Origin of the sequence: Streptosporangium sp. NPDC048047, assembly GCF_040653115.1 — a bacterium.
Lineage (GTDB): Bacteria > Actinomycetota > Actinomycetes > Streptosporangiales > Streptosporangiaceae > Streptosporangium.
On sequence record NZ_JBEZNH010000080.1, the window covers coordinates 1 to 20,879 of the forward strand.

General features: G+C 72.7%; 16 protein-coding genes. 9 read left to right on the forward strand and 7 right to left on the reverse strand.

The window, feature by feature from the left end; translation table 11 throughout:
* The 3 genes from AB0D67_RS36375 to AB0D67_RS36385 form a co-directional block, all read left to right on the forward strand.
* Nucleotides 1-913 (forward strand): non-ribosomal peptide synthetase (locus AB0D67_RS36375; protein WP_362946155.1); only part of this gene is annotated, 913 nt, incomplete at its 5' end.
* Between the two features lie 31 nt (nucleotides 914-944).
* Nucleotides 945-6,371: an amino acid adenylation domain-containing protein gene (locus AB0D67_RS36380; protein ID WP_362946158.1), complete on the forward strand. Its 5,427-nt coding sequence runs from the start codon at nucleotides 945-947 to the stop codon at nucleotides 6,369-6,371.
* The gene (locus AB0D67_RS36385; protein WP_362946161.1) at nucleotides 6,368-7,450 is read left to right on the forward strand and encodes a TauD/TfdA family dioxygenase; all 1,083 of its coding nucleotides are present in this window, start codon (nucleotides 6,368-6,370) and stop codon (nucleotides 7,448-7,450) included. The genes AB0D67_RS36380 and AB0D67_RS36385 overlap by 4 nt, the downstream gene beginning before the upstream one ends.
* 36 nt (nucleotides 7,451-7,486) lie before the next feature.
* Here AB0D67_RS36385 and AB0D67_RS36390 read toward each other — a convergent pair whose 3' ends face one another.
* A complete protein-coding gene (locus AB0D67_RS36390) occupies nucleotides 7,487-7,900 on the reverse strand; it encodes a TIGR03618 family F420-dependent PPOX class oxidoreductase (RefSeq protein ID WP_362946163.1) in 414 nt (137 codons plus the stop codon).
* 95 nt (nucleotides 7,901-7,995) lie between these two features.
* On the opposite strand from AB0D67_RS36390, the gene AB0D67_RS36395 reads away from it, so the two are divergent.
* Nucleotides 7,996-8,349 (forward strand): VOC family protein, encoded by a 354-nt coding sequence (locus AB0D67_RS36395; RefSeq protein WP_362946165.1) that lies wholly within the window; start codon nucleotides 7,996-7,998, stop codon nucleotides 8,347-8,349.
* A 30-nt stretch (nucleotides 8,350-8,379) separates the two neighbouring features.
* Here AB0D67_RS36395 and AB0D67_RS36400 read toward each other — a convergent pair whose 3' ends face one another.
* Nucleotides 8,380-8,784, reverse strand: a complete 405-nt coding sequence (locus AB0D67_RS36400) for a VOC family protein (protein WP_362946168.1) — start codon at nucleotides 8,782-8,784, stop codon at nucleotides 8,380-8,382.
* Between the two features lie 102 nt (nucleotides 8,785-8,886).
* Here AB0D67_RS36400 and AB0D67_RS36405 point away from each other — a divergent pair, with 102 nt between their 5' ends.
* Nucleotides 8,887-9,864, forward strand: coding sequence for a YafY family protein (locus AB0D67_RS36405; RefSeq protein ID WP_362946170.1), 978 nt, complete (start codon nucleotides 8,887-8,889; stop codon nucleotides 9,862-9,864).
* A 79-nt stretch (nucleotides 9,865-9,943) separates the two neighbouring features.
* On the opposite strand, the gene AB0D67_RS36410 is transcribed toward AB0D67_RS36405, so the two are convergent.
* Entirely contained in the window at nucleotides 9,944-10,342 is a 399-nt protein-coding gene (locus AB0D67_RS36410; protein WP_362946173.1) for a PPOX class F420-dependent oxidoreductase, read from the reverse strand.
* A 334-nt stretch (nucleotides 10,343-10,676) separates the two neighbouring features.
* Between AB0D67_RS36410 and hypF the strand changes: the two genes are divergently transcribed.
* Entirely contained in the window at nucleotides 10,677-13,103 is a 2,427-nt protein-coding gene (hypF, locus tag AB0D67_RS36415) for a carbamoyltransferase HypF (protein WP_362946176.1), read from the forward strand.
* 84 nt (nucleotides 13,104-13,187) lie between these two features.
* Nucleotides 13,188-14,477 carry a serine hydrolase domain-containing protein gene (locus AB0D67_RS36420; protein ID WP_362946178.1) on the forward strand — a complete coding sequence of 430 codons (1,290 nt, stop codon included), beginning with the start codon at nucleotides 13,188-13,190 and terminating at the stop codon, nucleotides 14,475-14,477.
* On the opposite strand, the gene AB0D67_RS36425 is transcribed toward AB0D67_RS36420, so the two are convergent.
* From AB0D67_RS36425 to AB0D67_RS36435, 3 genes are all read right to left on the reverse strand, one after another.
* Nucleotides 14,407-15,939 carry an SDR family oxidoreductase gene (locus tag AB0D67_RS36425; RefSeq protein ID WP_362946180.1) on the reverse strand — a complete coding sequence of 511 codons (1,533 nt, stop codon included), beginning with the start codon at nucleotides 15,937-15,939 and terminating at the stop codon, nucleotides 14,407-14,409. The two genes, AB0D67_RS36420 and AB0D67_RS36425, sit on opposite strands and share 71 nt — an antisense overlap.
* Nucleotides 15,940-16,057: 118 nt before the next feature.
* Nucleotides 16,058-16,963 carry a helix-turn-helix transcriptional regulator gene (locus AB0D67_RS36430; RefSeq protein ID WP_362946183.1) on the reverse strand — a complete coding sequence of 302 codons (906 nt, stop codon included), beginning with the start codon at nucleotides 16,961-16,963 and terminating at the stop codon, nucleotides 16,058-16,060.
* Between the two features lie 109 nt (nucleotides 16,964-17,072).
* A complete protein-coding gene (locus AB0D67_RS36435) occupies nucleotides 17,073-17,318 on the reverse strand; it encodes a DUF397 domain-containing protein (RefSeq protein ID WP_362946186.1) in 246 nt (81 codons plus the stop codon).
* 158 nt (nucleotides 17,319-17,476) lie between these two features.
* Here AB0D67_RS36435 and AB0D67_RS36440 point away from each other — a divergent pair, with 158 nt between their 5' ends.
* Both AB0D67_RS36440 and AB0D67_RS36445 read left to right on the forward strand, forming a co-directional pair.
* The gene (locus AB0D67_RS36440) at nucleotides 17,477-18,052 is read left to right on the forward strand and encodes an ATP-binding protein (RefSeq protein ID WP_362946188.1); all 576 of its coding nucleotides are present in this window, start codon (nucleotides 17,477-17,479) and stop codon (nucleotides 18,050-18,052) included.
* A 165-nt stretch (nucleotides 18,053-18,217) separates the two neighbouring features.
* Nucleotides 18,218-19,036 (forward strand): SAM-dependent methyltransferase, encoded by an 819-nt coding sequence (locus AB0D67_RS36445; protein WP_362946191.1) that lies wholly within the window; start codon nucleotides 18,218-18,220, stop codon nucleotides 19,034-19,036.
* A 134-nt stretch (nucleotides 19,037-19,170) separates the two neighbouring features.
* On the opposite strand, the gene AB0D67_RS36450 is transcribed toward AB0D67_RS36445, so the two are convergent.
* Nucleotides 19,171-20,805 carry an ATP-dependent DNA helicase RecQ gene (locus tag AB0D67_RS36450; RefSeq protein ID WP_362946194.1) on the reverse strand — a complete coding sequence of 545 codons (1,635 nt, stop codon included), beginning with the start codon at nucleotides 20,803-20,805 and terminating at the stop codon, nucleotides 19,171-19,173.
* Between the last annotated feature and the right edge of the window lie 74 nt (nucleotides 20,806-20,879).

Below are 20,879 nucleotides of genomic sequence, written 5' to 3' on the forward strand. Positions count from 1 at the left end.
CACCGAGACCACCGTCTACGCCACCGCCCACCCCATCACCACCCCCGGCCCCGTGGTGCCGATCGGCCGGCCCCTGGACAACACCCGCGCCTACGTCCTGGACCACCACCTCCAACCCGTCCCCCCCGGCGTCCCCGGCGAGCTCTACATCGCCGGCGACCACCTCGCCCGCGGCTACCTCGGACGGCCCGACCTGACCGCCGAACGCTTCATCGCCGACCCCCACGGGGAGGCCGGCACCCGCATGTACCGCACCGGCGACCTCGCCCGATGGCTCCCCGACGCCACACTCGACTACCTCGGCCGCGCCGACGACCAAGTCAAGATCCGCGGCATCCGCATCGAACTCGGCGAGATCGAGAACGTACTGAGCCGCCATCCCGAGATCCGGCAGGCGGTCACCGTGGTGCGCGAGGACCAGCCCGGCGACCGGCGGCTGGCCGCCTACCTCGTCCCGCACGCCGCGGGCGCCGGCGGCGAGAGCGAACTCGCCGCCCGGGTGCGGCGCTTCGCCGAGGACAACCTGCCCGCCTACATGATCCCGGCGGCCCTCACCGTCATGGACACCCTGCCGCTCAACCACAGCGGCAAGGTCGACCGCCACGCCCTGCCCGCCCCCACCTGGCAGGACGCCACCACCGCCACCGCCTTCGTCCCACCCCGCACCGACGCCGAACACCTCATCACCGACGTCTGGACCGACGTCCTGGACACCACCCGCATCGGCGTCCACGACGACTTCTTCGCCCTCGGCGGCAACTCCCTGCTCGCCATCAGGGTGGCCGCCAGGATCCGCGCCGCCGTAGACCTGGAGATCCCGATCAACGTGATCTTCGCCAACCCCACCGTCGAGAAGCTGGCCGACGCCGTGGAGGCACTGCTGATCGCCGACATCGAGGGACAGGGCGCCTGAGCGCCGCCGTCCCGCAAGGAGGAAACCGTAGATGACCGACCAGCTGTCGGAACGCGCCGTCACGCTTTCGGCCGACAAGCGCGCCCTGCTGGCGCAGCGATTACGAGCACGCGCGGCGACCGTCACGGTCCGGCCCCGCTCCCCCGAGACCGAGCCGCCGCCGTCCAGCGGGCAGGAACGCCTGTGGTTCATGGAGCAGCTCGCCCCGGGCAACACCGCGTACACGATGCCGCTGACGCTGCGGCTGACCGGCGAACTGGACGCCACACTGCTGGAGGCAGCGCTGACCGGGCTGGTCGCCCGGCACGAGGCGCTGCGGATGCGCTTCCCCAGCCGGGACGGGCGGCCGCGGGTCGTCATCGACGAGCCCGGCCCCGCCACGCTGAAGGTCGTGACGGCCGGCGACGCCGCCCACGCGGCCGAGATCGTCGGTGAGGAGGTCAGGCAGCCGTTCGACCTGGCCGCCGACGCGCTGCTGCGGGCCACGCTGGTCCGCCTCGCGCCGGACGACCACGTGCTGCTGCTCGCCGTACACCACGTCGTCAGCGACGGCCGGTCGCTGGAGATCATGGCCGACGAGCTGTTCGCCCTGTACGCCGGGCTGCGCGACGGCGCCCCGGCGGAACTGCCGCAGCCGCAGACGCAGTTCGGCGACTTCGCCGTGTGGGAGCGGGAACGGCTGGACGGGCCCGAGGCCGAGCCCGACGTCGCGTTCTGGCGCGAGCAGCTCACCGGGATGCCCGACCTGGAGCTGCCCACCGACCACCCGCGTCCGGCCGAGCAGCGCTTCGAGGGCGCGCTGTCCGCCTTCACCTGGGACGCGAAGCTGACCGAGGCGGTCCGCGAACTCGGCAGGGCGCACGGCGCCACGCTCTACATGACGCTGCTCGCCGCCTACCAGGCGGTCCTCGCCCGGCTCTCCGGGCAGGACGACTTCGGCGTCGGCTCGCCGGTGGCCGGACGGCCCCACCGGGAGCTGGAGGGCGTGGTCGGCTCCTTCGTCAACATGGTGACGCTGCGCAGCCGCACCGGTGACGACCCGACGGTCGCCGAGCACCTGCTGCGCACCCGCGAGACCGTGCTGGGCGCGCTCGGCCACCAGGACCACCCCTTCCACCAGCTCGTCAACGACCTGCGGGTGGAGCGCGACCCCAGCCGGTCGGCGATCTTCCAGGTGACCTTCGCGCTGAACAACCGGGCCGAGCCGCGCCGCGGCGTCGCCGGGCTCAAGATCGCGCCGTTCGAGTTCCCGCTCACCATCACCCAGTTCGACCTCGCGCTGTACGTCACCGAGACCGACGAGGGGCTGGAGGGGTTCTTCACCTACCGCACCGACCTGTTCGAGGCCGCGTCCGTCGAGCGCGTCGAGCGCGGGATGCGGCGCTTCCTGGAGCAGGCCGTCGCCGACCACGGGCGCCGCCTGTCGGAGGTGTCGCTGCTCGGCGACGCCGAACGCGAGGCGCTGCTCGGCGAGTGGGCCGGCACCCGCACCTGGGAGCCGTCGCACCGCACGCTCGGCGAGATGGCCGAGGCCCAGGCGCAGCGGACCCCGGACGCCCTGGCCCTGGTGGCCGGGGACCGGTCGCTCACCTTCGCCGAACTGCACGGCCGGGCGAACCGGCTGGCCAGGCGGCTGCGCGGCATGGGCGTCGGCCCCGACACCCGCGTCGCGATCTGCCTGGAGGGCAACGTGGACGCCGCCGTGGCGATCCTCGCGGTGCTCAAGGCGGGCGGCGCCTACCTGCCGCTGGACCCCGAGCAGCCGGCCGACCGGCTGGAGTTCCTGCTCGCCGACTCCTCGGCGGTCCTGCTGGTCACCAGCTCGTCGCTGCGCGACCGGGCGCCCGGCTACACCGGACCCGTCGTGGAGCTCGACCGCCCCGGCGACACCTCCGGCGAGGGCGACGGCCCGCTGGAGCCGCTGGCCGGACCCGGCGACCTCGCCTACGTGATCTACACCTCCGGCACCACCGGCCGCCCCAAGGGCGTCGGCGTCACCCACCGCCACATCGTGGCCTACCTGGAGTACATCCGCGCCGAGTACGGCATCGTGCCCGACGCCCACTTCGGCCTGCTGCAGTCGCTCGCCTTCGACTTCAGCATGCTGATGTTCTACCTGCCGCTCACCGGCGGCGGCACCCTGCACCAGCTGCCGCGCCGCGGCTCCGCACCCGAGCTGGCCGAGGCCATCGCGGACCTGGACTACCTGAAGATGACGCCCTCGCACCTGGCCGCCCTCGGCGCCGAGGTGGAGCCGGAGCGGCTGCTGCCGCGCCGCGCCCTCGTCCTGGCGGGCGAGGCGTCGCCCACGGCGTGGGTCCGCGACCTCGCCTCCCGCACCGGCTGCGCGGTCTTCAACAGCTACGGCCCCACCGAGACCGTCGTCGCGGTGACCACCGAACGGGTCGACCCCGAGGCGGCGGCGCCCGGCACCGCCTGGCCCATCGGCCGCCCGCTGCCCGGCGCCCGCGTCTACGTGCTGGACCGGGCGCTGCGCCTGGTCCCGCCGGGCGTCGCCGGCGAGCTGTACATCGGCGGCGACACCCTGGCCCGCGGCTACCTCGGCCGCCCCGGGCTGACCGCCGAACGCTTCGTCGCCGACCCCCACGGCGAGCCGGGCGCGCGGATGTACCGCACCGGCGACCTGGTGCGCCGCCTCGACGACGGGCGGCTGGAGTTCCTGGGCCGCACCGACCACCAGGTGAAGATCCGCGGCTACCGGGTGGAGCTCGGCGAGATCGAGGCCGCGCTCGCCACCCTGCCCGGCGTCGTCCAGGGCGTGGTGGACCTGCGCGGCGACCACCTGACGGCCTGGCTGGAGAAGGAACCGGACGCCGCGGAGGCGCCGGTCGCCGAACTGCGGGCGCACCTGCTGGACCGGCTGCCCGAGTACATGGTCCCCGGCCGCTTCGCCTGGCTCGACCGGTTCCCACTGCAGGCGCACGGCAAGGTGGACCGCCGGGCCCTGCCCGACCCCGAACCCGAACGCGCCGACCAGCGGGCCGGCTACACCGCCCCGGAGGGACCCGTCGAGGAGGCCGTCGCCGCCATCTGGGCGGGCGTGCTGGACCTGGAACAGGTCGGCGCGAACGACGACTTCTTCGACCTCGGCGGCCACTCGCTGCTGGCCACCCAGGTCGTGGCGAGGATGCGCAAGGCGTTCCCCGACAGCAGACCGCCCATCGGCGTGCTGGAGATGTTCAAGAACCCGACCGTCGCCCAGCTCGCGAAACTGATCGTCGAACGGCGCGGGGAGACCGCCGGGCCGCGGCGGATGCTCGCCGAGCTGACCCGCCCGATCGCCCCGAAGGACCACCGCGGCACCGTCGTCTGCGTGCCGTACGGCGGCGCCAACGCGGTCGTCTACCAGACGCTCGCCGACGCCATGCCCGCCGGCTACTCCCTCTACGCGGTCGCCGCCCCCGGCCGCGAACCGGGCGAGGAGGCACAGCTCCCCTTCGCCGAGGTCGCCGCGCAGTGCGTCAAGGAGATCGCCCAGCACGTCCAGGGCCCGCTGGTCATCTACGGGCACTGCGCGCCCGGCAGCGCCCTGGCCATCGAGCTGTCCCGGCAGGTCGAGGCGTCCGGACGCGAGCTGGACGCCCTCTACCTCGGCGGCATCTTCCCCTTCGCCAAGCCCAGGGGCCGCCTCCTCGGCTCGCTCAGCACGCTGATCAACGACCGCCTGCACGGCACCCGCAGCATCGCGGCCGAACTGCGCGCGCTCGGCGGCGACATGTCGGGCCTCGACGAGGAACAGGTGACGTTCACCGTCGAGCTGATGCGCCAGGACGGCCGGATGGCCGAGGAGTACTTCACCGACCTGCTCGCCACCGAGCAGCCGCGGCTGAAGGCCCCGATCATCTCGGTCGTCGGCGAGCGCGACCCCAGCACCGAGTTCTACCAGGAGCGCTTCAAGGAGTGGTGCTTCCTGTCGGAGACGGCGTCACTGGTCGTCATCGACGAGGCCGGGCACTTCTTCCCCAAGTACCGCGCCGACGAACTGGCCCGCATCGTCACCGGAACGCACCGCGCCGACGACACCTGGCGCAAGGAGCACTCCCGCGAGGCGGGCGGCACCTGGTGGCTGCAGGAGACCGTGCACCGCCAGGCCGCGCGCACCGAACGCGAGCCGAGCATGGGCCGCTTCATGCCCGTCGCGCTGGGCCAGTTGCTGTCACTGGTCGGATCGGCGCTCACCGAGTTCGCCGTACCGATCTGGATCTTCCAGAAGACCGGGTCGATGGCCCACTTCGGGCTCATCGCGCTGCTCGCCCTCGTTCCCGGCATCGTCGTCGCACCGCTGGCGGGCGCGGTGGTCGACCGCTACGACCGGCGCCGCGTGATGATCGCCGGCGACCTGGTGTCGGGCCTCACCCAGGCGGTGATGCTCGCCCTGGTGCTGACCGACCGGCTCGGACCCGGCCCGCTGTACGCGCTGATCGCCCTCGTCTCCGTCTCGGTGACGTTCCAGCGGCTCGCCTACCAGGCGTCGATACCGCAGCTGGTGCCCAAGCGCTACCTGGGCCACGCCAACGGCATCGTGCAGCTCGCCATCGGCAGCGGACAGCTCCTGGCCCCGCTCATCGCGGTGGGCATGCTCGCCGCGATCGGCCTGCAGGGCATCCTGACCCTCCAGGTCGCCGCCTACGCGTTCGCCGTCCTGGTGGTCCTCATGGTGAAGTTCCCCACCACGCTGGGCCTGCGCCGCCGCGAGCCGATCTCCGCGGAGATCGTCAACGGCTTCCGGTACTCGCTGGGACACCGCGGATTCCGCTCCATGCTGTTCTTCTTCGCCGGGGTGAACCTCTTCCTGGCTCCCATGTTCGTCATGGTCTCACCACTGGTGCTGTCGTTCTCCACCCTGACCGCCGCCGGCACGGTGGCGGTCGCGGCCGGCGCCGGCGCCGTCGCCGGCGGCCTGGTGATGAGCCTGTGGGGCGGCCCGACCCACCGCAGGCTGCGCGGCGCGATCGCCTCGGCCGGGCTGATGGCGATCGCCGGCCTGGTCACCGGACTCCAGCCCAACCTCTGGCTGATCGGCGCCGGCGCGTTCGGCATGGCCTTCTCCCTCTCCCTGATCAACGGCATCATCGCCACGATCATCCAGGTGAAGGTGCCGCACCGCTTCCAGGGCCGGATCATCGCGGTCAACACCATGATCGCCGCGGCGACCGTGCCCATCGGCTTCGGCGTCATCGCACCGCTCGCCGCCCCCCTCCTCGACCCCTTGATGGCCGCCGACGGCCCGCTCTCCGCGACCCTCGGCGCGCTCATCGGCACCGGCCCCGGACGCGGGCTGGGACTGCTCTACCTCATCTGCGGGCTCGGCCTGGGCCTGCTGACCCTCGCCGGACTGCGTGTCAGGACACTGGCGCGCTTCGACGACGAGGTGCCCGACGCCAAACCCGACGACCTCATCGGCATCGAAGAGCTGGAAAGGACCCACGCCGCATGAACACCACCATCGACTGGGAGGTCAGGGACGGCAGACCCGCCGCGGCCGACGCCCAGGGGTCCGACCTGGACCGGACCTGCGAATGGCTGAGGGAGAACCGAGAGGCCATCCGCGCGGGACTGGACGAGCACGGCGCCGTCTACCTGCGGGGCCTGCCGATCAAGACCGTCGAGGACTTCGCCGAGGTCCGTGACGCACTGGTCTCCAAACTCGCCGGGTACGTCGAGAAGGCCACCCCGCGCAGCCACTTCGGCAAGGACGTCTACTCCTCCACCGACCTGCCGCCCTCGCACGCGATCCGCCCGCACAACGAGAACAGCTACGCGCTGAGCTTCCCCGGCATCCTGATGTTCGGCTGCCTCATCGCCCCCGACGAGGGCGGCGCGACCCCGGTCACCGACGTGCGCAAGGTCCTGCGGGACATCCCCGCGCCGCTCGCCGCCCGGTTCCGCGAGCACGGCTGGTCACTGGTGCGCAACTACGGCGAGCACATCAGCCTGGGCTGGCGCACCGCCTTCGCCACCGAGGACAGGGACGAGGTGGCCGCCTACTGCGCGGACAACCACATCGCCCACGAGTGGGTCGGCGACGACCAGCTCCGCACGAGACAGCGCCGCTCGGCCGTCATCCGCCACCCCGGGACCGGCGAGGAGGTCTGGTTCAACCACACCGTCTTCTGGAACGAATGGGCACTCGACCCCGACGTCCGCGAGGTGTTCATCGACGACCTGGGCCACGAGAACCTGCCCTTCAACACCGCCTACGGCGACGGCGAGCCGATCTCCAGGGAGGACGTCGAGACGATCGACGAGGCTTACCGCCGGGCCACGGTCAGGGAGACCTGGCAGGTGGGCGACATCCTGATCGTCGACAACATCCTGTCCGCGCACGCCCGCGAGGCGTTCAAGGGCCAGCGGAAGATCGTGGTCGCCATGGGCGACCCGATCGCGCTGTCGGACTGCTCCCCCACCGTCCAGCCGCTGGCCGGCTTCGCCGAGCCCGCCGTGACCGCAGCCGCGGCCCCGGCCGCGCAGGACGCCAAGCCCGCCAAGCGCCGCTGGTTCGGCCGCCGCTCCTGACCCGTCACCAGGCCGCCGGCCCCGGGGCCGGCGGCCTCAGACGTTGCCCAGCACCCGGGTGACGCTGATCTCGATCACCACCCGGGCCGGGTTCTCCCGCGGCATCCGGTAGCGCAGCTCGTACCGGCGCTCGGCGTCCTCGACCGCCTCACGGTCACGGCGGACCACCGCCCGCCCCTCCAGGGTGGACCAGCGGCGCCCGTCCACCTGGCAGACCGCCACCGGCGCCCCCTCCTCGCCGATCTCCGGCAGATTGCGGGCCTTGCGCGACGTGCCCGAGGTGATCACCCGGGCGATTCCGGAGTCGACGTCCAGCGTCACCCCCACGGGGACGACGTGCGGCGTGCCGTCGGCCCGGAGCGTGGTCAGCGTGCACAGGTGGCGCTCCCGCCAGAACTCGCGGAAATCCTCCCCCTGCCCCTTCAGCACGCCGTCCTTCCCGATGTCCATACCTGTTCCTTCGGTTCCCATCCGCAGCCGGATGCCCGTCTCACCGCCGAGCCGGATCCTCCCATACGCCGCGAACCGGGCCGTACGATCAGGGGATGATCATCCGTCAGAGCCAGCTCGTCATCGACTGCGCCGACCCGGCGCGGCTCGCCGCGTTCTGGGGGACGCTCCTGGACGCCGCCCCCGTGGACCGCGACCCCGGCTGGTCCAGCATCGACCCGCCGGGAGGACTGCGCCTGGCCTTCCAGCGGGTCCCCGAACCGCGGCCCGGCAAGAACCGGCTCCACCTCGACCTCGACGTGGAGGACCTCACCGGCGCCGCCGACGCCGCGGTCGCGCTGGGCGGACGGCGGTCGGGCGGCCCCCGGCGCGACGCCGCCGGAGCCTTCCAGGTCATGCACGACCCGGAGGGCAACGAGTTCTGCCTCTTGACTTCCTCCCGGCCCTGAAGGACGGGGCTCGCGCCCTTCGAGTTCAGGTCAGCGGTCCAGCATCTCCAGATAGTGCCGGTTGTACATGACACCCAGCACATTGCCGAACGGGTCGATCACCGAGGCGGTGACGAAACCGGGGCCGCGCTCGGTCGGCTTGTCGTGCGCCGTGGCGCCCAGGGACAGCAGCCGCCCGAAAGCGGCCTCGATGTCGTCCACGTGCCAGTACACCACCACGCCGCCGGCCGTACCGGGATGCGGGTGCGGCGCGAAGCGGCTGTCGACGATCCCCAGCTCGTGCTGGTGGTCGCCGACGCGGAACTCGACGTAGGCGGGCGCCCCGCCGGCCGAACGCTCGAAGTACGGCTCGACACCGAGCACCTCGGCGTACCAGCGGACGGCGGCGGCGACGTCATCGGCGAAGAGACTGACGGTCGTGAGGCCTCGCAGCATGGGTGGTTCCTTCCTCGAAGGGTGTTCCCTGGTGGGTGACATCACCAATGCTCCACGGAAAAGTGCTCATCTTCTGCGCACTTTTACGGAAGAATCCGGACCATGCGCGCCGACCGCCTCGTGGCCGTCCTGATGCTGATGCAGACCCGCGGCAGGGTCACCGCCGCCGAACTGGCCGCCGAACTCGAGGTGTCCGTCGCCACCGCCCGCCGCGACCTGGAGGCGCTGTCGGCGGCCGGCGTCCCCGTCTACCCCCAGCCCGGCCGCGGCGGCGGCTGGTCCCTGGTCGGCGGCGCCCGCACCGACCTCAGCGGCCTGACAGCCGCCGAGGCACGGGCGCTGTTCCTGCTCGTCGGCCCCGCCGCGTCCCTCTCGGACCACGCCAGGGCGGCACTCCGCAAACTCATGCGGGCCCTGCCCGGAACCTTCCGCGCCGACGCCGAAGCCGCCGCCGAGGCCACGGTCACCGACCCCGTCCGGTGGGGCGGACACGACCGCCCCCGGCCCCCGGTGATCGACCTGCTGCAGACCGCCGTGATCCGGCGGCACAGAATCCGCCTCACCTACGCCGGCCACACCGGGAAACAGACCGAACGGCTCGTCGACCCGTGGGGCCTGATCGACAAAGACGACGTCTGGTACCTCCTCGCCGGAACCGACCGGGGGCGGCGCACCTTCCGCGCCGACCGGATCACCCACGCCGAGCCGACCGGCGAACCCGCCGACCGCCCCGACGACTTCACCCTCGCCACCGCCTGGCAGGAGGTCTCCGACGAGATCGAACGACGCCGCTCCCGCACCTGGGCGACCGTGCTCATCGAGGAGCGGTTCGCCCCGATCCTGCGCGACCGGTTCGGCCGGCACTGCCACCTCGACGGCGAACCCGACCGGGGACGCGTCCGGGTCCGCCTCGCCGCCCCGACCCCCCTGGACATCGCCCGCGACCTCGCCGGCTGGGGCTCCCTGATCGAAATCGTCGAACCACGCTCGGTCCGGGACGAACTCGTTCGCATCGGCACCGAACTCGTCACCCGCCACTCTCATGGCGACGCTGGCGCGTCGCGGCTCGGGGGCTGGTAACCGCTGTCTTCCCTCGTCACTCCGCCGCTCCGCGGCTGCGCTCCTCAGTCCAGACACCGGCGCCCCCGAGCGGGTCCGATCAGCGGCCGCCGCTGTAGACCACCCGCTCGGGCGTCACCCGCACCGTGACCCGCTTCTCACCCGGCTGCCGGTAGGGATAGGTGTCCGCACCGAGGTACTTCTTCGCCAGCCGGTCGATGACCCCGTCGGCGCCCTCCTCCTCCATCGTCGCGGTGCCGGACACGCTGACCAGGTGGAAGGCGTCCTCAGGGTCCAGCACACTCACCGACACCCGGGGATCGGCGCGCAGGTGGCGATCCTTGGCGCGGCCCAGGGCCGTGTTGAAGATCACGTCATCGCCGTCGACGTCCACCCAGACGACGGTGTTGTGCAGCGATCCGTCGGACCGGACCGTGGTCACCCAGCCGTGGATCGGCCGCCGGAGCAGTTCCTTGGCGTCCTCGTTCAGCTTTCCCATCGTCAACCCCTGTCTCAATCGGCACTCTGTCATCCTCGAACGTCTTTCTTCCCTTCCCTATGCCCTCTTTTCGGTTTGTCATGAGCATTCGCCTTTACAAAGTAATACAAGGGCCGAGCCGGGGACGGGCAAGATCGGGGAAAGACTTCCAGCCAGGCGGAGCCGCCGCCCCGGGTGCGGGCATCGATCATGTGGCGGGGCCGCCGGACCGGAGTGAGCGGACGCGCCCGAACGCACCGGACGGCGGGCGCGGACGGAAGGCGCGGAACGGCCGGGCACCGGAGGCGGCGGACGCGCCGGACGGCACTGGACGGCCATGTAGCGATGGAGTGCGATGGGCGGCGGGCGGCGGGCGGGCGGACGGGTCCGGGTGGCGATCCGGGTGGAGGGCACCGTGCAGGGGGTGGGTTTCCGCCCCTTCGTGTACGGCCTGGCCACCCGGCTCGGCCTGGACGGGCTGGTCGGCAACGACGAACGCGGGGTGTTCATCGAGGCCGAGGGAGCGCCGGAGCTGGTCGGGGAGTTCACCGCGGCGCTGCGGGACGACGTGCCGCCGCTGGCGGCGGTGGAGCGCGTCGCCGTCGTGCCCGTCCCGGTCACCGGCCGGGCCGGGTTCGCCGTCGTGCCCAGCTCCCCGGGCGGGCGGCGCCGGGCGCTCGTCGCCCCGGACGCGGCGACCTGCGCCGACTGCCTGCGCGAGATGGACGACCCGGCCGACCGGCGGTACGGCTACCCGTTCGTCAACTGCACGAACTGCGGGCCCCGCTTCACCATCGTCACCGGCCTGCCGTACGACAGGCCGAACACCACGATGGCGGGGTTCGCCATGTGCGGCGACTGCGAGCGGGAGTACCACGACCCGGCCGACCGGCGCTTCCACGCCCAGCCGGTGTGCTGCCCGGCGTGCGGGCCCCGACTGCGGCTGCTCGGCCCGGACGGCCGCGAATCCGCCCCTCCCCCGGGCGGCCTTCCCGGCCCTCCCGGCCGGGGCGGCTCCCCTCCCCCGCCGTCCTCCGCCGTCCCGGACCGAGCCGCCCCCGGCCGGGCCCCCTCCGGCGGAGCCGTTCCGGATCAAGCCGTCCCGGGCGGAGCCGTCCTGGAGGCGGCCTCCGCGCTGCTCCGCGCCGGGGCGGTGGTCGCGGTCAAGGGCCTGGGCGGATACCACCTGGCCGCGGTGGCCGCGTGCGAACCGGCGGTGGCGGCGCTGCGGGCCCGCAAGCGCCGCGAGGACAAGCCGTTCGCCGTCATGGCGGCGGATACGGAGGCGGCGCGGCGGCTGTGCGAGGTGGACGAGGCGGCCGAGCGGCTGCTCACCGGCGCCTCGCGCCCGATCGTCCTGCTGCCGCGGCGGCCCGGCGCGCGGCTCGCGCCGCCGGTGGCGCCGGGAGACCGCTGGCTGGGCGTCATGCTGCCCTACACCCCCCTGCATCACCTGCTGCTGCGGCGGGTCGGCGAGCCGATCGTGCTGACCAGCGGAAACCTCGGTGATGAGCCGATCGTCTACGACGACGGGGAGGCGGTGGCGCGGCTGGGCGGTGTCGCGGACGCCTTCCTGGTCCATGACCGGCCGATCCGGGCGCGCGCCGACGACTCGGTGGTCCGCGTCTTCCGCGGCGGGCCTCTGCCGATCCGGCGTTCCCGGGGGTACGCGCCGCGCCCGCTGCCCCTCCCCCGGCCGGCCCCGCGGCCCGTGCTCGCCTGCGGCGCGGAGCTGAAGCACACCTTCTGCCTGGCCAGGGGAGGGCAGGCGTTCGTCTCCCCGCACGTCGGCGACCTGGAGAACCACGAGACGTTCCGGTCCTTCACCGAGGGGGCGGACCACCTGCGGCGGCTGCTCGGCGTCACGCCGCGTCTCATGGCCCACGACCTGCACCCGGAGTACCTGTCCACCAAGTACGCGCTCGCCCTGGAGGACGTCGACCGGACGGGGGTGCAGCACCACCACGCGCACGTGGCGTCCTGCCTGGCCGACAACGGCGTGGCCGGGCCGGTCATCGGGGTGGCCTTCGACGGCCTCGGCTACGGCGCGGACGGGACGCTGTGGGGCGGGGAGTTCCTCGTCGCCTGCCTGACCGGATTCGAACGGGCCGGGCACCTGGCCGCCGTGCCGATGCCGGGGGGCACGGCGGCGGTCCGGCAGCCGTGGCGGATGGCCGCCGTCCACCTCGACGCCGCCTACGCCGGGGACGTCCCCGGCGACCTGGCCGTGGTGCGGCGCAACGCCGGGCGCTGGGAGGCGGTGGTCGCGATGGCCCGGCGCGGCGTGAACGCCCCGCTCACCTCCAGCGCGGGCCGGCTGTTCGACGCGGTCGCGGCGCTCGCCGGCGTCCGCGACGGGATCACCTACGAGGGGCAGGCCGCGGCGGGGCTGGAACGACTGGCCGACGAGGGCGAGAGGGACGGGTACGGCTGCGGCCTGGCCGGCGGGGTGCCGTTCACCGTACCCGGGAGCGAGCTGGTCCTGGCCGCGGCCGAGGACCTGCGGGCGGGCACGGCGGCGGGGACGGTGGCCGCCCGGTTCCACAACGGGCTGGCCGCGGCGGTCGCGGCGGGCTGCGAGCGGCTGCGGGAGGCGCGGGGCCTGGGCACGGTGGCGCTGTCGGGGGGCGTGTTCCAGAACGTCCTGCTGCTGGAGCGGACCGTCGCCCTCCTGGAGGACCGCGGCTTCGCCGTCCTGACGCACCGGCGGGTGCCGCCCGGTGACGGCGGGATCAGCCTCGGCCAGGCGGCGGTGGCCGCCGCCCGGGACCGGCTCGGCTGATCAGACGAAGGCGCTGTGGCCGGTGATCGCCTTACGGACCTCGGCGAGGCGAACCGATGATCACTTTCAGGAAATATCCGTAAGATGCTGATCTTTCTGGAGTGCACCGATCCTGGAGGTCAGAAAGTGACGACGCTCAGCCGCCGGAACCTGCTCAGGGCGGGCGCGGGAGCGCTGCCCGCCCTCGCGCTGGGCGCCCGGCCCGCCCTGGCGGCTCCCCTGCCGGAGGTCACGGTCTCCGGTACCGCCCCCTCCTCGCTGGCCGGGTTCGACAACGTGATGAAGACCTTCGTCAAGGAACGGAACATCTCCAACGCGCAGCTCGCGATCACCAAGTACGGCAGGCTCGTGCTGGCCCGCGGGTACACCTACTCGGACGGCTCGCACTACGTCCCGCAGACGACGCCGACCTCGCTGTTCCGCATCGCGAGCCTGAGCAAGCACATCACGGCGGCAGCGATCATGCGGCTGGTCCAGGACGGCCGGCTGAGCCTGTCGGCCCCGGTCACCACGCTGCTGGGCCTGCCGGCCGCCGCGGACCCCAGGCTCGCCCAGGTGACCGTGCTGCGCCTGCTGCAGCACCTCGGCGGCTGGGACAGGGACGCCTCGGGCGACCAGCTCTGGCTGGACCACACGATCTCCGCCGCGCTGGACGCGCCGCTGCCGATCGGTCACGACGACATCGTCCGCTACGCCACCGCACGGCCGCTGGACTTCGACCCGGGCTCGAAGATGGTCTACAGCAACTACGGCTACCTGCTGCTCGGCCGGATCGTCGAGAAGGTCTCCGGCACGGACTACGAGTCCTACGTCCGCAAGACGCTGCTCGACCCGGTGGGCGTCACCCGGATGCGGGTCGGCCGCAGCCTGCGGTCGGAGTCGCTGCCGGGTGAGGTGCCCTACGACTCCCAGTACACCCGCAAGACGGTGCTGGACGACTCCGGCGCCGTGGTGCCCTACCAGTACGGCGGGTTCAACATGCCCAACCAGGACGCCAACGGCGGCTGGGTGGCCTCGGCGGTGGACCTCGTACGGTTCGCCCGCGTCTTCGACGCCGCCGGGACGGTGCTGAACTCCGCCTCCATCTCGCGGATGTTCGCCAAGCCGGAGATCGGCGTCAGCGGGGACGGCTGGTGGTACGGCGCCGGCTGGTACGTCCGCCAGGTCACCGGCCACCTCAACACCTGGCACTCGGGCGGCATGCCGGGCACCTACACCTACCTCGCCCGGCTGCAGAACGGCTTCAGCTACGCGGCCCTGTTCAACCGGCGGGAGGAGGCGGGCACGCTCGACTACGACGTGCTCAGCCCGCGGATGAACGCCGTGACGGTGACGGGCTGGCCGACGACGGATCTGTTCCCGAAGTACCTCTGAGCGGCGCGCGGGAGGCCGCCTCGGCGGCCCTGGCGACGTTGCGCGGCATGCGGCCGAAGATGACGCTGTGGAAGGGCGAGATCACCCACCAGTACAGGTGCCCGGCCAGGCCCCGGGGATGGAAGATCGCCCGCTGCCGGTAGACCGTCCGGCCCCGGTGGCGGGCGACGCCCAGCTCCAGCCATGCCAGGCCCGGCAGGCGCATCTCGGCGCGCAGCCGCAGCAGGCGGCCGGGCTCGACCTCCTCGACGCGCCAGAAGTCGACCGAGTCCCCGACGCGCAGCCGCCCGGGGTCGCGCCGCCCGCGCCGCAGTCCGACACCGCCGACGAGGCGGTCGAGGAAGCCGCGGGCCCGCCAGGCGACCGGCAGGGAGTACCAGCCCGTCTCACCGCCGATCGCCTCGATCACCGCCCACAGCGCCTCCGGGGAGACGTCGACCTCACGGGCCCGCCGGTCGGAGTAGAGGCTGCCGCCCGCCCATCCGGGGTCGGTCGGCAGCGGGTCGCTCGGCGCCCCCGGGGTGGAGGCCGAGGACCAGCGGGTGGCGACGTTGGCGTCCCTGACGCGCTGCAGGGCCAGCTCGACGGCCCGGCGGAAGGGGACGAGCCCGCCGGGCGGGTCGGGGACGTGGCGGGCGATGTCGTGCTCGCGGCAGACGGCCTCGTTGCGCAGCGACTCCACCAGCGGGCGGGCGAGGTTCGCCGGGACGGGGGTGACCAGGCCCACCCAGTGGCTGGACAGGCCGGGGCTGAGCATCGGCACCGGGATGATCAGGCGGCGGGTCAGCCCGGCGGCCTCGGCATAGCCGTTCATCATGTCCGCGTAGGTCAGCACGTCGGGGCCGCCGATGTCGAAGGAGCGGTTCACCTCCCCCTCGGCGCCGGCCCAGGCGACCAGGTAGCGCAGCACGTCCCGGATGGCGATGGGCTGCGTCCTGGTGCGCACCCAGCGCGGCGTCGTCATCACCGGCAGCCGCTCGGTCAGGTAGCGCAGCATCTCGAAGGAGGCCGAGCCGGAGCCGATGATGACCGCGGCCCGCAGCACCACGGCCGGCACCGGGGCGCGGAGGAGGATCTCCGCGACCTCGGCGCGGGAGCGCATGTGGGGTGAGAGCCCCTCGTCGGATGTGAGGCCGCCGAGGTAGACGACGCGCCGCACCCCCGCCTCCCCGGCCGCCTCGGCGAACGTGGCGGCCGCGCGGCGGTCGGCCTCGGCGAAGTCGCCGCCCCCGCCCATGGTGTGGATGAGGTAGTAGGCCACATCGATCCCGTCGAGTGCCTTCCTCGTGCTCCCGGCGTCGGTGGCGTCGGCCTGGGCGATCTCCACGCGGGAGGCCCAGGGCTGGTCGCGCAGGCTGCCGGCCGTACGGGCCATGCAGCGCACCTCGTGACCCGCGTCGAGGAGTTCGGGCACCAGCCGCCCGCCGATGTATCCGGTCGCACCGGTGACGAGACATCTCACGCCGATGTCTTCGCGCGGAGAGGGCCGGACGGTTGCCGTCCCGGGCGATCCGCCCGGGACTCACCGCCGTGGTCCGTTCCGTTGATCCTCTCCGTGGCGAGGATCAACGGAACGGAGCCTAGAGCTCGTCGCGGATCCGCCTGAGGATCTCGGGGGTGCGCGAGGCCGGCTCGGCCTCGATGCAGAGCCGCTCCATCACCTCGATGTAGCGCTCCACCTCGTCGCGCTTCTCCAGGTAGACCGCGCTGGTGAGCTGCTCCAGGTAGACGATGTCCGGCAGGTCGGGCTGGGCGAAGCGCAGGATGCTGAACGGCCCGCCGGCCGCGGCGTGGCCGCCGACGCTGAACGGCACGATCTGCACCGTCACGTTCGGCAGCTCCAGGGCGGCCAGGATGTGGTCGATCTGGCCGCGCATCACCTCGGCCCCGCCGAGCGGGCGGCGCAGCACGGCCTCGTCCAGCACCGCCCACAGGTGGGGCGGGTCGGAGCCGCGCAGCACCCGCTGGCGCGCCATGCGCAGCCGTACCCGGCGCTCCAGCTCCTCCTCGCCCGCGGAGGGGAAGCCGAGCAGGATCACGGCCCGCGCGTAGTCCTCGCTCTGCAGCAGGCCGGGCACGAACTGGACCTCGTAGTTGCGGATGCCGGAGGCCGACTCCTCCAGGCCGACGTAGGTCTCGAACCAGTTCGGCAGGACGTCGTTGTAGTTGTGCCACCAGCCGATCTGGTTGGCCCGCTCGACGAGGCCGAGCAGGGGCCGGCGCTCGTCGTCGTCGGTCACGCCGTACAGGGTGAGGAGGTCGGCGACGTCGCGGACCCGGAAGCTCACCCGGCCGAGCTCCATCCGGCTGATCTTCGAGTGGGAGGCGCGGATGGCGTGGCCGGCCCGCTCCAGGGTGATGTCGTGCCCCTCACGGAGCCGGCGCAGCTGGGCGCCGAGCACGATCCGGAGAACCGTGGAACTGCCCCTCGGCGCAGCGATGGAGACGGGAGCGACCGGTTCACCACCGGCGTGAGGTGTGGTCATCTGGCAGTCCTTCGTGCGCGGAACGCGAGCCCCCGCCCACTCTTTGTGGCCGTCGCGAGCCTTCACCGTACTCTGATCACTCGTTCCCAGCCACAGCGAATTTTATTCTTCAACCAATTGTGACAATAAGGTCGTCGAAATCCCCGTTCTTCACTCCTCTGACGAAGGCGTCGAGGTCGTGGCGGGTGTAGACCAGGGCCGGGCCGTCGGGGTCGCGGGAGTTGCGCACGGCGACCGCGCCGCCGGGCAGGGGAGCCAGTTCGACGCAGTTGCCGCTGGGGTTGCTGAACCGGCTCTTGCGCCACGCGACTCCGGCCAGCAGGGCCGCCGAGACGCCGTTGAGCTGCTCGTCCATCCTCGCCTCTCACCGGGACCGCAGGGAAGACATGCCTCGATCATAGAGCTTTGTGCAGCTGCACGTGCATCTGTACTTGCTTATGCACAACAATCATGGGCAATATAGCTATTCGCATTGCCCTTGTTACGCGAGCGTCACGCATCCCAAGGTCACAGATGACTGGTTATCCCACGCACCCCGCCCCCTCCCTCCGGTCCGAGACCGGTGGATGGGAGCGGTGGCTGTCGATCCTCGGCCGCATCCTCCCCCCGGGCGGCCCTCCGCCCTGGTCCGGCGCCGAAGCCCCGGCCGGACAGCTCCGGCTGGCCGCGCGCGGCCTGTCCCACGATCGCTGGGCGGCCCGCACCGCGCGGGAGTTCGCCGCGGCCGCACTGGTGTCCTGGGAGCTCGAGTCCCTCGTCGACGACGCCTCCGTGGTGGTGTCGGAGCTGGTCACCAACGCGGTACGGCACGGGCTGCGGGGAGAGGTCCGCCCCCGGCCGTTCCACGACGTCCGGGTCGTCGTCTGCCACACCGAGCACGCGGTGCTGTGCGCGGTCACCGACCCCCGCGACGAGGGCCCCCTGTTGCGCGAGCCGGACTTCGAGGCCGAGAGCGGCCGCGGCCTGCAGGTCGTGCGGGGAATCTGCGAGACGTGGGGATGGACTCCGCTGGAGACCAGTGGAAAGGCCGTGTGGGCGTCGTTCACCCTCCCCTCCGGGACCGCCCGGCGCCTGGAGGCATGCCGCTGACCTCCCGGGACGGGCCTCCGGACCGCGGGGAGGCGTGCCGCCCGGGTTCACCCCCGCACGCCGCGATGCCCTGAAAAATAAGAATTTTTCTCTCTTTGTCCCCCCGCGGCCGTCTATCCTTAGTCGCCGGTGTTCTCTACCCTCACAGGCGACGAGGGAGGTGACGTGAGCGACCCGGATCGGCGTCCACCGCCGCGGCTGGACACGAGCACGCCCAACATCGCCCGGATGCTGGACTACATCCTCGGCGGCAAGGACAACTTCGCGGCCGACAGGGAGACCGCCGATCGGATCCTGACCATCGCCCCGGAGATCAAGACCATGGTCAAGGAGACCGAGGCGTTCCTCGGTCGAGCGGTGCGCCATCTGGTCAAGGAGGGGATCGACCAGTTCCTCGCCCTCGGCTGGGGACTGCCCACCCAGGAGAACGTCCACCAGGTCGCCCGGTCGGTCCTGCCCGGGGTCCGCGTGGTCTACGTCTCCGACGACCCGGTCGTGCTCTCCCACAGCAGGGCGCTGCTGGCCACCGACGACACCACGGCCGTCGTCCGGGGCGACATCCTCCACCAGGACGAGCTGATGGCCGACCCGGAGCTGCTGGCGCTCATCGACCCCGACCGGCCGGTGGCCGTCCTGATCACCAACGCGCTCCAGTTCATCCCCAACGAGGATGATCCGCACAAGAGCGTGGCCCTGCTACGCGACTCGCTGGCGACCGGCAGCCACCTCGTCATCGCCCACGCCGTCTTCGACGACCACCCCGAGGTGGCCGACCCGATCACCGACATCTATCGCAGGGCCCTCAACCGCGACGGCGAGCGGACCGCGCGCACGCGCCGCGAGGTACTGCGCTTCTTCGACGGCATGGAGCTGGTGGAGCCGGGCTTCGTGTACGCCCGCCACTGGCGCCCCGACAACCCGCTCGCCGCCCAGCGGCCCACCAGGACCTGGACGATGGCCGGGGTGGCCCGCAAAACGGGCTGACCCGCCCCGGCCGCCCCGCTGCGAGCGCCCCCTCACCCTCCGCGGGCCCCGGTACGGCCCCGCCGCGCCTCCCGCCACGTCCGGGCACGGCCCCGTGTCCGACGCCGTGCCCGCGCCCGGCCTGAGCGCCGTCGTCAGCGGGCCGCCGTCAGCAGGCCCTCGCGCTCGACCGCCTCCAGGGAGAGTGTCTTGTAGCCGACCTCGTCGAACAGCACGGTGATCCGGTCGCTCTCCCTGCTCATCACCATGCCGTCGCCCCAGGAGCTGTGGCACACCTTGGCGTGCATGGCGAAGGAGTCGCTGGGCCCGGGGCCGGCGGGCGCGCCCTCCCTGCAGGTGTCGCACGCGCCGCAGAGGCGCTCGTACGGCTCGCCGAAGTACTCCAGCAGGAACCGGCGGCGGCAGCCGGTCGTCTCGGCGTAGCCGCGCATCATGTCGATGCGGGACTCGTCGATGCGGCGGCGGGTGTCGTCGATCTCGACGGCCCGCGCCGTCGCCTCCTTCGGCGCGGGCCCGCCGGGGACGGCGCGCACGTCGCCTTCGACCGTCACCTTGACCGCGCCGACCTTCTCCAGCAGGTTCACCACCCGGGTGAGCCGGGTGGGGCTGACGTCCAGCACGGCGCGCAGCTCGCCCGCCGGAACGGCGCCGCCGTGCCCGCCGACCAGCGTGGCGGCCCGCAGCAGCAGTTCCTCGTCGGCCCGGCCTCCGGCGAAGAAGCGTCGCAGGCCCAGGTCCTCCGGCCGGTAGAACAGCACTGCGGAGGCCGGCTCGCCGTCCCGCCCGGCGCGGCCGATCTCCTGGTAGTAGGAGTCGGGGGACTCCGGCGGGGCGGCGTGCAGCACGTAGCGCACGTCGGGCTTGTCGATCCCCATGCCGAACGCCGAGGTCGCCACGACGACGTCGACCTCGCCGTCGCGGAACAGGTCGTGCACCCGCTTGCGCTCGGCCGCCTTCAACCCCGCGTGGTACGCCTCGACCCGGCGGCCCCGCTCACGCAGCCCGTCGGCGTACTCCTCGGTGGCGCGGCGGGTGGCGACGTAGACCAGCCCGACGCCCTCGCGGGATGCGGCCTCCTCCACCAGGGCCCGCCGCAGGTCCTCGGCGGTGACGAAGCGGCGGACCTCCAGGTCGATGTTGGGCCTGTCGAAGCCCCGCACGATCCGGTGGACGTCCTTCAGGCCCAGCGTCCGGACGATCTCCTCCTGGACCGACGGGGTGGCCGTGGCGGTCAGCGTCGCCACGGGCGGATGGCCGAGGGCCTCGATCACCCGTCCCAGGCCCAGATAGTCGGGGCGGAAGTCGTGCCCCCACGCCGACACGCAGTGGGCCTCGTCGATGGCGATCAGCGAGGGACGGGCCTCGCGGAGCCGCTCGATCGTCTCGGGCTTGGCGAGCTGCTCCGGGGACAGGAACAGGAACTCCGCCGAGCCCGTGCGGATCGCCTCGAAGGACGCCTCTCCGTCGGACCGCGTGGAGTTGACGGCGACCGCCCCGGCGGCGCCGGCCTCCCGCAGCCCGGCCACCTGGTCGCGCTGCAGGGCGATCAGCGGTGACACCACCACCGTCGGACCGTCGATGAGCAGCGCGGGGACCTGGTAGACGGCCGACTTTCCCGCCCCGGTGGGCATGACCACCAGCGCGTCCCCGCCGTCCATCAGGTGGCACATGGCCTCCGGTTGCCCGGGACGCAGGTCGTCCCATCCGAAGGCCTCGCGGGCGGCCTCCCGCAGCCGCCGCGCCACCCGGCCGGACCCGCCCTTGCTCATACGGCTCTCCCGTCTGTGTTCGAATACCCCGCCCGTGCCCACGGACGGGCGGGGTAGTCCTCGACGAGGAGACG